General features: G+C 32.0%; 10 protein-coding genes and 1 pseudogene. All 11 read left to right on the top strand.

What is annotated here, in order from left to right; all coding sequences use genetic code 11:
• Window positions 1-9 precede the first annotated feature (9 nt).
• The gene (locus tag IGI50_RS15240; protein WP_061053477.1) at window positions 10-1,437 is read left to right on the top strand and encodes a hypothetical protein; all 1,428 of its coding nucleotides are present in this window, start codon (window positions 10-12) and stop codon (window positions 1,435-1,437) included.
• The gene (locus tag IGI50_RS15235; protein WP_061053476.1) at window positions 1,430-1,666 is read left to right on the top strand and encodes a hypothetical protein; all 237 of its coding nucleotides are present in this window, start codon (window positions 1,430-1,432) and stop codon (window positions 1,664-1,666) included. The genes IGI50_RS15240 and IGI50_RS15235 overlap by 8 nt, the downstream gene beginning before the upstream one ends.
• Window positions 1,667-2,527: 861 nt before the next feature.
• Window positions 2,528-3,940: a primase C-terminal domain-containing protein gene (locus IGI50_RS15230; RefSeq protein ID WP_061053475.1), complete on the top strand. Its 1,413-nt coding sequence runs from the start codon at window positions 2,528-2,530 to the stop codon at window positions 3,938-3,940.
• A complete protein-coding gene (locus tag IGI50_RS15225) occupies window positions 3,933-4,760 on the top strand; it encodes a hypothetical protein (protein ID WP_061053474.1) in 828 nt (275 codons plus the stop codon). The genes IGI50_RS15230 and IGI50_RS15225 overlap by 8 nt, the downstream gene beginning before the upstream one ends.
• 425 nt (window positions 4,761-5,185) lie before the next feature.
• Window positions 5,186-5,404: a hypothetical protein gene (locus IGI50_RS15220; RefSeq protein WP_061053473.1), complete on the top strand. Its 219-nt coding sequence runs from the start codon at window positions 5,186-5,188 to the stop codon at window positions 5,402-5,404.
• 81 nt (window positions 5,405-5,485) lie between these two features.
• Complete coding sequence (locus IGI50_RS15215; protein ID WP_061053472.1) at window positions 5,486-5,707, top strand: hypothetical protein; 222 nt, start codon at window positions 5,486-5,488, stop codon at window positions 5,705-5,707.
• Between the two features lie 80 nt (window positions 5,708-5,787).
• On the top strand, window positions 5,788-7,311 hold the full coding sequence (locus tag IGI50_RS15210; RefSeq protein ID WP_061053471.1) for a type I restriction-modification system subunit M: 1,524 nt from the start codon (window positions 5,788-5,790) through the stop codon (window positions 7,309-7,311).
• Entirely contained in the window at window positions 7,301-8,506 is a 1,206-nt protein-coding gene (locus tag IGI50_RS15205; protein ID WP_061053470.1) for a restriction endonuclease subunit S, read from the top strand. The genes IGI50_RS15210 and IGI50_RS15205 overlap by 11 nt, the downstream gene beginning before the upstream one ends.
• 3 nt (window positions 8,507-8,509) lie before the next feature.
• The gene (locus IGI50_RS15200) at window positions 8,510-11,587 is read left to right on the top strand and encodes a type I restriction endonuclease subunit R (RefSeq protein ID WP_438777531.1); all 3,078 of its coding nucleotides are present in this window, start codon (window positions 8,510-8,512) and stop codon (window positions 11,585-11,587) included.
• 251 nt (window positions 11,588-11,838) lie between these two features.
• Window positions 11,839-11,955 (top strand): annotated as a pseudogene (gene rpsI / locus IGI50_RS15195) (30S ribosomal protein S9); the annotation flags it as partial.
• 179 nt (window positions 11,956-12,134) lie between these two features.
• Window positions 12,135-13,031, top strand: coding sequence for a hypothetical protein (locus IGI50_RS15190; RefSeq protein ID WP_438777530.1), 897 nt, complete (start codon window positions 12,135-12,137; stop codon window positions 13,029-13,031).
• The last annotated feature ends 121 nt before the right edge of the window (window positions 13,032-13,152 follow it).

The following is a 13,152-nucleotide window of genomic DNA, read 5'->3' as shown; positions in this document are numbered from 1 at the left end:
GTGATTAAAATGAATAAATGGATAAAACTAACAAGTATGAGCTTATTAATACTTGTTGTGTTAAGTGCTTGCGATAAAAAACAAGACACTCAAGAAAGTGAAGGAAGTTCTCAATCGTCAACGCTTGAATCGACAGAACAAATTAAGGAAAAAGAATCAATTATTATAGAAAAAACAGCTACAGATTATGATGCTATTTATGTTCAAAATGGTTTAGTTATTGCTCAAACTGGAGACGATAGTTCGTATAATTGGACGATTTATGATACGGAATTAAATGAAAAAAATTCTATTTTAAATGCTGATATGAAAAGAGATGAACTGGCTCATTCGTTAGAAACAGGTTATTCAAAAAAGGTAAATGGAACAGCAGTAATAGAACAGGATGTTCATGAAGATGAAGTATATTCCACTTATTTAGATGAAAATGCTGAATTAGCAAAGATTAGTCTAGGGGAGCGAACAACTGATAATGACGTGTCAATAAATACATTAACTTCTGGTAAATATGAAATTATTCCTTATCGTGATGGGTCAGGAGTTACAATTAATTATTTAGCTAACGGATACAGAGAAAAGAGGTTTTCAACAGCACATGGAAGTATGTCGGGAGATATAAATAAAAATGGCTATTTCACACTTCTTGACCAAATGAATGATAAAAAAATAGTTAATGATACTTCTGTTCAGATTTATGATGCTAAATTAAAAGATAGTGGTGATAACAGTAGCGGTGAAAAAAACATTGCTGCTAAAACAATCAATACAGTGAAACTAGATACAGCAACAAATATAAACGATAAAAACCGTCTATTTATCAGACAATACACTACTGGATTAGTAGATGATCCTGCGATTTGGACATTTTATGATTTGGATTCTGATGTGAGCTACAATTATCCATCAAATATTAATATTCTTAAATTTACTGACTATGGAATTGAAGAAAATATTGGTGATGGTGAATTTATGGGAGATATTGGTGGAGCAGAAAATTATATCTACGAAGACTTAAACGAAAAAGTAATACCCGATGATTCTACTCCATCAAGTATAGATTTTACTCCACGCAAAAAAGGGATTATATCATCTGATGGAACAGTTATCAAAGAACCGTTCGCTTTTGAAATTAAGAAACCAAATGCCAACGGAATTGCTCCATATAAGTTAGAAAAAGATGGAAAATATGGTTTGATTAACGTAAACACTGCAGAAATAGTCAAAGAACCATTTGCTTATAACATTCAACGATTTAATGATAATGGATTATCAGCAATGAAAGAATCTGAAGGTGGGAATTGCAGCATAATTGATGAACAAGGGAATGTGTTGGAAGAAACAGAATATATTTATATATCCCCGCTAACCAATGACAATCTAGCCAGCTACCGAGAAGAAGTAAATGGTAGCCTAGGAGTATTGAAAATTAGTGGATGAATTAGCCAAAAAGAAATTTGTTCAACACAAGATTAGAAAAACGTATTATCAATCAAATGCAACAATTCCTAAAATTGTAGTGAATCAGTTGGCAAATGTGCTATATAAAGAATTTGAAGGATTAGCAGGAATTGAACAAGAAAAATTACTTTTGTCTGGAAAATTAGTCATGGCATTATGGAATAAATATATGGAAAGAGTGAATAGGGAATTGCTGGAAGAGGTGTGAGTAAAATCGTGCCTCTTTTTCACTCAAAAATTTATCTAAACATTTATGATAGAAACCACTTAAAAATCGGCATTGAAAAAAACCAATAAAATCAACTCGTTTCTCTTTATTGACAAAAACATTAGGATGTTGAAACATCAACATTTTAACGATTTATTTTTGGAAAAATCCCTCTCAGACAATACGAAGAAATATTTATGGGTGATGCACCGCTTAAACAGTTAATTTCGAATGTTTTAAGAAATTATTAAGAATGTTTAAAGTCGATAAAAAAGCATGGTTTTACAAAAACAATTTGAAAAGTGTAAATATAATTTTTTTATTGTTATTTTATTTCTGGAGTTAGCCAACTGAAGATGGTGTTTTTGACTTTTGTTAATTTGTTTTATTTAGCTGTGAACAAAACTATTGTATATCTCACAACACTTTTATTTTATAAACAAAATCGTTGTAATAAAAGGGTTTGTTAGGCATTTTTTCAAATATTGACAATATATTTTTTTTGGTATAAATCGATTATACAAGAAATACACCATAAAAAAATTCTTGTATAGAATTTAAGATTAACTATTTACATAATAGATAATAGTGTTATTATATGGATGTCGATGGGATTTTTTAAACATAAAGAAAAAGGGGGATAGATTTTAATAGGGTCAAAAATTTTCCATCGCTAATAGAGTGCATATTATTGAAAAAAGTAAAGGTTAAGAAAAAATAATGTAAATAACTATTGATACTGTGCATCTTTTCTCATCCTGCACTTATACATATATGTATTCTCTAAAGAAATAAATTAAATACTTAATAATAACTAATATGGAGGGAGTAATCATAAAAAATTTTGCAGAAGAATATGAAATGAGAATGGGGGAAAGAATACCTACTAGGAAATTAGGAGAATCAGATTTAGAATACTATGTTAGAAGATTAACCTATAACATGATATTTCATCGAATCATTAGTTATGAGATAAGAGATAGTGAAGGAAATGTTCATTATGAAAGTATTGATTTTCTCAATACAGAAGAAGCTCTGATAAATCTCGACTATAAAAATGTGTATGAAAATGTCTTTTTAAGCATTAATAGCTTTAGATATTGTTCCAGAAGAGAAGAAAATTTACGAGCGGTCAATGCCTTTTATTGCGATATTGATACGGAAAAGAAATGGTGTATGAAAAGCGAAGACTTTTGGCAACAAAAAGTAATACCTTTTTTAGAAGAAAAACAATTTCCTTTTCCCAGTCTAGTTGTCAATAGCGGTCGTGGGTTACATTTATATTGGATAATCACTCCTGTTGAAGTGAATCATCCTAGTGTGACATTTTTATATAAATCGATTCAAACAAAATTAAGCCGTTTATTTAAAGAGTTGAAAGCTGATTATTTGATTGATTGTAGCCGCCACTTACGAATTGCAGGCACAATAAATAAAAAAGAAGGAAAAGAAAATCAACACGTATCAATCATTTATGTAGACGATGAGAAAGACTATGAACTAAGCGTCTTTAGAGACTATTTTCAACTTCAATTTAATGCTGATATAGAAAAGCAAAAGAAGAAAAATAATATGATTCTAATTGATTATCCGATAAAAAGTAGCTATCGAAGTAAAAGAAAATCTCAGAAAAAAGATAGCGATACATTTTCTGGAGTAAGAAAAAAATTTAGTAAACGGAGCTTATATACCGCAAGAATCCATGATTTGAATCAGTTAATAAAACAAAGAAATTATCAATTGACAGGTCACAGAAATGATTTTTTCTTTATCTATGCCAATCTTTTAATGGAACTTCAGTATTCAGAAAAATCAATTATGGATACAGTTGAAAGCTGGAATGCCACGCTAGTGAATCCGTTATCTGATAGCGAGATAAAACGAATTGTAAAAAGTTCATTTTCTAAAAATGAAGCATATAAATTTACAAATACCTATCTGATTCAAAAATTAAATATTTCAGAAAAAGAACAAAATAGCTTTAAAACCATGATAAATCCTCAAATAAAAAAGAAAAGGAAAAATCAAAAAGAACGAGAACGATATGTTCAGAAGAAAAAAATAGAAGAAAAACGGCAAAAAGAGAATATGCGAAAAAAAGAAGCATATTTATCTACAAAAGCCATGAATCAAGAGAAAAAGCAAAAGTTAATTAATAGAGCAATAGAACTTCGAAAAAAAGGACTTACTATTTCAGCGATTGCTCAACAGTTACATCTATCAGAAAGTACCATTAAACGCTATATAAAGAAAGGAGAAAGTGCTTGTGCTTAATCAAATACAACGAGATAGAATTTTAGGGAAAATGACGGCGTCGCAAAGAAATGTCTTATTTGAATACAAACTGAAAGATAGAAGAAACTATTTTTTGAATCAAATATATTTGAAAGATACCGATTGGGAATTTATCGATTATAAAGAAAGTTTACATTATCAGGATAAGGGCGTATCTAAAAAAGAACGGTTGTTTTGTCAGTGTGGCAGAGAAATTAAATATCAGTGTGTATTATGTTCTAATAAAAGCGGTGAATTGATAAATTTGAGTTTACATCATTTAGAAAAACACACTTCGATTCCTAAAAATATCGCTAAGGAAATTGAGCAAGGAATATTAGAACTTGATGAAGTGTTAGACAGTATTTTACGGAAGTTTGACAAGGGAGAAAGATTTCCTCAATGGTATAAGAATTTTTATCGGAAATACCAGTGTATATTACAAGTAAGTGAGCCTTACCGAGAAAGAATGAGAATGTTCATAAAAGAAGACTTACCTATATCAACCAGTGATGAACTGGAACTTCGTGAAAAATCCAATCTCTATCTTAAGGAATTAGAGAAACCAATTGTTATTACAGATATTTCAGATAAACGATTTTTAAAGGATATTGCAGATTATATAAATAGTAGAGAAAAAGGAGAATTTTATATATTGCGTGTGGCAGAGTATTTGTCTGCTAAAAATTATGATGGAGCTTTGGATTTTGGAGACATTAGTCAAGCTGTAGACATTTTAACAGAACAATTTCCAACGATTTTAAAAACATTGTCACTTCCCATGAAAGAAAAAATTTCTGACGAGAAAATAATTATTTGATAATTGATTTATCTTTCATTTTTTAGGAAAGGGTTAGAGAGTTGATATCTATAACTATATATTATCCAAAGAGTTGAAAAGACCGCAAGTTTTAATGACTTTTCGGTCTTTTTATTTACTCAAAAACTGGTTGCTACATAAAAGATACCTCTCAGATGTAAATAAGCGTAGAATTACCCACAAAAATTTCTTTGTGTGGTGTGAGAGGTGTTTTTTGGGAAATAGTGCCTCGAAACATTGATATTTCAATAATTTATTAATTTTGTCAACAATCATAAAACCCTTAATAATACAGGCTTTTAAGTAGTTCGATTTTTAAGTAGATTTTATTGGAAATACGCAGATAATTTTACATAGCACATATTGACTATAGTTTTAAAGGATGGTAGTCTTCTGGACCTATAAAAGATACGGAGGTCAATAACATGAAGGACAGAGTAACAATTATTAAATCAAATTTGAGTTATCAACAAGCTATCTTCTCTTTACTAGCGTTAGATTCATTGCCGAATGATTATGTAGGCAACCAAATATTCAGAGAAAATGTTCAAACGATTGTTGAAAAAACTTTAGAAAATGACGGAAGTGAACTAATTATTATAGAAACTAATTCAAATGATATTGAAGCTATTGCGTATTTTTGATAAGAGGACAAGTTAATAAAGTTGATTTATTGGTATTTATAGATATAATTGATTAAGTTAAATAAGGATGATGCATTAAAAATGAATACAAAACGTACTTACGTAGAAATCGAAAAAGATTTCCATCATTTGAGGAAAAAGAATTATTATCCAAAACAGTATAATGAGAAATTACAAGCATTGATGGACGAGCTAAAGGAAAACTATGATTTTTCAGTTTACACAGAGGAGAATTCTAGAGCAATTGCTTTGCATTATCATATGTCTCAAAAATTTCAAACGGATAAACCCACTCTATTTTGAATGGGTTTTTTTGCTGTCCTAAAAATGCTTAAAAGCTGTTATAATAGTAAAGTATGACAATGATTAGGAGGAAGTAAATAATGGTCTCAGCAGAACTTAAAATTGAAGATAAACTGTGGGCAGCTGCAGATAAACTAAGAGGAAGTATGGATGCTTCAGAGTATAAAAATGTTGTTTTAGGATTAATATTTTTAAAATATGTTTCAGACAGTTTTGAAGAAAAGTATGAAGAGCTAACCAAAGATGAGTATGCGGATCCGGAAGATAAAGATGAATATTTGGCTGATAATATTTTTTGGGTACCTGCTGAAGCAAGATGGGAAAAAATCAATCGTGATGCCAAAAAACCAAAAATTGGTGAAACAATTGATGAAGCGATGATTGCTATAGAAAAAGAGAATCCATCTTTGAAAAATGTATTACCTAAAAACTATTCAAGACCTCAATTGGATAAAACTCGTTTAGGAGAAACGGTTGATTTAATTACTAATATTAAAGTAGGGGATTCAGAAAACCGCAAAACTGACACTTTAGGAAGAACATATGAATATTTTCTTGGAAAGTTTGCCGGTGCTGAAGGTAAAAGCGGTGGTGAATTTTACACCCCAAATCCAGTAGTTACTTTGTTGGTTGAAATGTTAGAGCCATATTCAGGACGTATTTATGACCCATGTTGTGGAGCAGGGGGGATGTTTGTTCAATCAGAAAAATTTGTAGAAAATCATCAGGGGAAAATTGGAGATATTTCTGTTTATGGGCAAGAATTTAATCCAACTACATGGCAATTATGTAAAATGAATCTTGCAATTAGAGGAATTGACGGAAATATTGGCACACATAATGCTGATACATTCCAAAATGACCTTCACAAAGGATTAAGAGCAGATTACATTTTAGCTAATCCCCCCTTCAATATCAGTGACTGGGGGCAAGAAAAGCTATTAGAAGATTCTCGTTGGAAATATGGCCTGCCACCAAAAAATAATGCAAATTATGCTTGGATTCAACACATTATATCTAAATTGGCACCAGAAGGAACGGCAGGCTTTGTATTAGCTAATGGAAGTATGTCTACATCAACAAAAAGTGAATATGAAATTCGTAAAAATCTAATCGAGAATGATTTAGTGGAATGTATCGTGACTTTACCAAGTCAAATGTTTTATAACACTCCAATTCCCGCATGTTTATGGTTTGTCACAAAATCTAAAGCTAAAAAAAATGAACGCAATCATCAAGGAGAGATTCTTTTCATTGATGTCAGAAACGAAGGTTACATGGCTGATAGGACAACAAAAACTTTTAGTAGAAATGACATTAAAAAAATAGCAGATGCTTATCATGATTGGAAGGGGACAAGTGCCAAAGAATATGTTGATATAGCAGGATTTTGTTCATCAGCTTCATTAGATACAGTTAAGGCACAAGATTATATTTTAACTCCTGGTCGTTATGTAGGGTTAGAAGAGAAAATAGAAGATTCTGAGCCGTTTGAAGAAAAGATGGAACGATTAACTACGTTGTTATCAGAACAATTTATCCAATCTCATCAATTAGAAGAAGATATCCGAAAAGCACTTGGAGGGATTGGGTATGAAATATAAACTTTCAGAATTAGCTTTTTACAGTACTGAAAAAATTGAGATTGATAAAGTTGATGAGAGTAATTATGTTTCGACAGAGAACATATTACCTAATAAAGCAGGAATTTGTATTGCGGATAAATTACCTCAAATAAAAAAAGTCAATGCTTATAAAAATGGAGATATTCTTATATCAAATATTCGACCTTATTTTAAAAAAATTTGGTTTGCTAATAAGGATGGGGGACATTCAGCTGATGTATTGAATTTTAGAGCAAAAGAGGGCGTAAGTAATGGATTTTTGTACGCGTTACTTTTTCAAGATAGTTTTTTTAATCAGATGGTGCTTTCTTCTAAGGGAACAAAGATGCCACGTGGAGACAAAAATGCAATAATGAATTTAGAATTTGAAGTTCCTTCTTATAACAAACAAGAGAAAATTGGTGATATTCTATTTTATTTTCAACATAAAATAGAATTAAATAATCAAATTATTTCTAATCTTGAAGAACTAGCATCCACATTGTTTAAACAATGGTTTGTTGATTTTGAATTTCCTGATGAAAATGAAAATCCATATAAATCCAGTGGTGGAAAGATGGTTGATAGTGAATTAGGTAAAATTCCTGAAGGATGGGAAGCAACTAGTTTATCAGATATTGCTAATTATAAAAATGGACTTGCAATGCAGAAATTTAGACCAGATGAGGATGAAGAATCTTTACCAGTTCTTAAAATAAAAGAGTTAAATCAAGGTTTTACTGATTCCAATAGTGATAGATGTAGTATTGACATCAGTGACGAAGTTAAAATTGAGAATGGTGATGTTGTTTTTTCTTGGTCAGGAACTTTATTAGTTAAAATTTGGACGGGAGGAGACGCTGGATTAAATCAGCATCTATTTAAGGTCACTTCAAATAAATTTCCTAAATGGTATTATTATCTATGGACAAAGTTTTACATGAATAAATTTATAGGCATTGCAAAAGATAAGGCTACAACTATGGGGCATATTAAGAGACAGCATTTAAATGAGGCTAAAGTTCTTATTCCGTCAATCGATATGTTAGAGAAGTTTGGCAAAGTTTTAGGTCCTACGATTGATATGGTAACTGAAAAAGGTATTGAAAATTTAGAACTTTCAAATCTACGAGATTCCTTACTCCCCAAATTACTATCAGGTGAAATAGAACTACCAGAAGATGAGGAGGCGTAATTTTTGGCTGAAGAATACAGTTTTAACGAAAATGAACTAGAATTAGTTGCTTTACGCTGGTTAGAAGAAGTGGGATACACTTCTGTTTCTGCCAAAGAATTAGAAGATAGTGGGATGTCTAAACGGAAAGACTACAAAGAAGTTGTTTTGATAGACCGTTTGAAAGAAGCTCTTGTAACAATTAATCCTGATGTATCAATGGCAGTAATTGATGAAGCCATTAAGACAATTACTGTCCATAAACATCCCGATATGGCAGTCAATAATCAGACTTTCCATAGATACATTACAGATGGTATTGAAATTCCTACACGAGAAGGCAATCGCAATGTTACAAAACGTATTTTATTATTTGATTTTAATGAACCTAGAAACAATGACTTTTTAGCTGTCAATCAATTTATTGTAGAAGAGGATAATCAACGCAAAAGAACGGATATTATTCTATTTATCAATGGATTGCCTATTGTGCTGTTTGAATTGAAGAATGCTACGGATGAAGCCGTGGGTATTTCAGACGCTTATAACCAATTACAGACATATAAACAAGAAATTCCTTCGCTGTTAACGTTTAATGAATTTATGGTTGCTAGTGATGGAGTGCAAGCAAAAGTGGGGACTTTATCAAGTAATGAAGAACGTTTCATGGTTTGGCGAACAATTGATGGGAAAGTGGAACCTGGAACAGCTAGTAGTCAATTAGAAGTGTTGATAAAAGGAATGTGCAATCCAGAAGTACTACTTGATTTACTGCATCATTTTATCTTATTTAAAACTGATGGGGATAAAACGATTAAGATTTTAGCGGCTTATCATCAATATCATGCAGTGAATCGTGCAGTAGAAGAAGCAAAACGTGCGGTTAGCACTGAAGGAGATAATAAAATTGGGGTTGTTTGGCACACCCAAGGCTCAGGTAAAAGTCTATCAATGGTTTTTTATACTGGGAAATTGGTGCAAGAATTAAACAATCCGACTGTTGTAGTTTTAACTGATAGAAATGATTTAGATGACCAATTGTTTTTAACGTTTAGTCAATCAAGTGATTTATTACGGCAAACACCAAAACAAGCCAATGATGGGGATGAGTTAAAAGAGTTATTGTCTGTCAATGCAGGTGGCATCGTTTTTAGTACCATGCAAAAGTTTGCACCTAAAGAAGGCAATCAAATGTATATATTAACTGATAGACGAAACGTTATTGTAATGGCAGATGAAGCTCATCGTTCTCAATATGGATTTAGTGCGGATGTGAATGATAAAGATGGCTCAATCAAATACGGGTATGCTAAATACTTACGAGATGCGTTACCTAACGCTTCCTACATTGGTTTTACAGGAACACCTATTTCTAGTGCAGACAAGTCTACAAAAGCTGTGTTTGGGGATTATATAGACGTATACGATATGACCCAAGCGGTAGAAGATGGAGCTACAGTAAAAATCTATTATGAAAGCCGAATCATCCCTGTATCACTTCCTGATGGATTAGATATAGACGATTCAGTAGAAGACATTGTGGAAGGTCAAGAAGAAGATGTCGCTTCAAAAACGAAAGCAAAATGGAGTCGAATAGAAGCTATCACAGGTTCACAACCTCGATTAGAAAAATTAGCTCAAGATTTTGTGAAACACTTTGAAACAAGACAAGAAGCTTCTTTCGGTAAATCAATGATTGTTACAATGTCAAGAAGAATTGCGATTGATTTATACCAAGAAATAATTAAACTTCGTCCTGATTGGCATTCTGATGACGATGATAAAGGGAAAATTAAGATTGTAATGACAGGTTCAAGTAGTGACCCAGATTATTGGCAACCTTTTATTGGGAGTAAGACAAGACGTGATAAATTAGCGAAGCGAATGAAAGATGATTCTGATGAACTTCAAATTGTCATTGTTCGAGATATGTGGTTGACAGGTTTTGATGTTCCGTCTATGAACACGATGTATATTGATAAACCAATGCAAGGACATAATTTAATGCAAGCAATCGCTCGTGTAAATCGCGTATTTAAAGACAAAACAGGCGGATTGATTGTAGATTACATTGGGATTGCACCGAATTTGAAAAATGCTCTACAAGAGTATACACCAAATGACCAAAAACAAGCAGGGATTGATACCCAAGTTGCCGTGAGTTTAGTCAAAGAAAAATATGACTTGATTACCAATACGATTCTAGATAAGTTCGATTATTCTGATTTTAATTCAACAGATTATACGAAAAAATTACAAGTTATTACAAATGCTGCAAACTATATTTTAGGATTAGATGATGTTGAAGATGTTAAGAGATTTAAAGATTTAGTAACGGAAATCACTCGAGCGTATGCTTTGTGTGTGACAGAAGAAGAAGTCCAACAATACAATGCTGAAATTGCCTTTTTTAAAGCTGTAAAAGTATATTTAATTAAATTAAACTTTGTAGATGGAGTAAAATCTCCTCAACAAATCGATGAAGAACTAAAGCAATTAATTTCTAAGTCCGTTGTAACGGAAGATATTGTGGATATTTACGATTCTCTAGGATTAGAAAAAGCTGAATTGTCTATTTTGTCTGACAAGTTTTTAGAAGAAATTAAAGAAATGCCACAGAAGAATCTTGCTTTACAACTACTTGAAAATTTATTAGCGGGAAAAATTAAGTCTATTCAAAAAACGAATGTTGTCCAAGCAGAAAAATACTCTGAACTATTGAAAAAATCCATAAATAAATACAATACTAGAGGAATTACTTCTGAAATTGCCATTCGTGAGTTAATTGAATTGGCAAAAGACATGAAAACAATGAAAGAAGAAGGCGAAGAATTAGGCTTGACAGTCGAAGAAAAAGCCTTTTATGATGTTATCTCTAAAAATTCGGATGAAGATGAACAAGTTCTAAAAGATATTGCAGTAGGTATCGCTAAAACTATTGAAGAAAATATGACAATTGATTGGACAAAACGTAGTTCTGAGAAAGCCCGAATGAGAGTTAAAATCAAACGTTTTTTGAGAAAAAATAAATTTAAGACAGATTTAGAAACCATTGATTTAGTGATTACACAAGCAGAGCTAATGGCAGAAAACTTGGTTTAGAGGTAAAAATAAAAAAGCCTAAAATTAAGGGGTTTTCATTTTACTCACGAACATAGAAATTTTTTTCATACTTTAATAAATTGGGTCTATTTTATTTTTGAAATGTTATCTAATCCCTTGATATATGTGGCTAAAATCCATTTTATTTTTGGGTCTGGATTTTGAAAATTTGAGGTAAATTGAAGAATTTAAGACTGTATTCTAAAGTATAAAAGATGGTGAGAAAACCATTGTAAACGTTGATATATAAGGATTTCCGTTTAGCTCTTAAACGTGCTGGCTTACTTACTCGTGACGCACGTATGGTTGAACGTAAAAAACCAGGTCTTAAGAAAGCACGTAAAGCTTCTCAATTCTCAAAACGTTAATATATTTTATATATCGACATTTCAGACACTTTCCATTTTGGAAGGTGTCTTTTTTAGACCTTAATTAAAGCCCCTTTTATTCAAAATCAATAAAACTGAAGGGGATGATTGGTAATGATTAAATGAGGGAATATGTTATACAATTAGATATAACGAAAAATGGATTATAGGGGTGTCAGATGAAGAAAAAAGTGATGGCGGGTTGTTTATTTATGAGTGTGCTTTTACTAGGTGCTTGTCAAAAGGCGAATACGGATACTACAGCAGAATCCACGAAACAAACCAGTAGCATTGTAAAAGAATCTAGTAGTAGTTCTGCAACGGACAATATTTCTAGTTTGGATAAACAGAATACTGATATAAAAGAATCATCGTCTGATGAATCAAACACCATAAAGACAGCACAAAAGCAGTTAATGGGGAAACGATTTTTCATGGTTCCTGCATTATATGATGGTGAAGATGCCAATCAGGCGATGGAAGAAAATAAAGCGCCGCAAAATTTGATGCATGATGGTGGAGTAGTTTTTAGTTTTACAAATGATACGACAGTCCATGTTGAGTTAGCGGGCACCTACAGACCTGACTATGATACTACGTATAAGCTAACTGATAATAAGATAATCATTGAGGACCGAAATATTCCGTATGCTATAACTAATGGACTTATTTCATTTGATTCTTGGGAAACGGAGCTAAATGGGCATACGATTACTTGGTCTTTTAGTCCAGAGGAAAATTCTTCCGCGAGTTCTTCTGAAAGCACGACTGACACAAACATCAATACAAAGAATTTAACCTCTGAGCAATTCAAAGAATGGGTCAGTGCTGTTTTGGATAAGCAGTTTACTATGGGAAGACATTCTTTTCCATACAAATTATCTGTTGAAAATCATGATGGCTATGCGTATGTCCGAGTGAAGCATAGTGAGTTGCAAGTGGACACTATTACAATGTTTCGCATAAATAGTGAGGGTCAGTTAGAAGAGGAAGACCGCTCCAATGGCTTTCCGGTCACTTACAAGGTTGTCTCTTCTAAATTTATGGATACCTCAGAAGTTACTGTGAATAATTAATTTATTAGTAAATCAAGTTGCGCTTATTTGGAAATCCAAATAAGTGCTTTTTTGTAAATAGTGCCATTGAGTCAAATCCGATACTTTCCACGCCAAAGAAGCTTATTCAATTAGCCTTCTT

The organism is Enterococcus sp. DIV0170, assembly GCF_051710765.1.
Classification (GTDB): Bacteria; Bacillota; Bacilli; order Lactobacillales; family Enterococcaceae; genus Enterococcus_A; species Enterococcus_A raffinosus.
The sequence above is the reverse complement of the archived record's forward strand: the minus strand, read 5'-3'. Positions and strand labels throughout refer to the sequence as shown.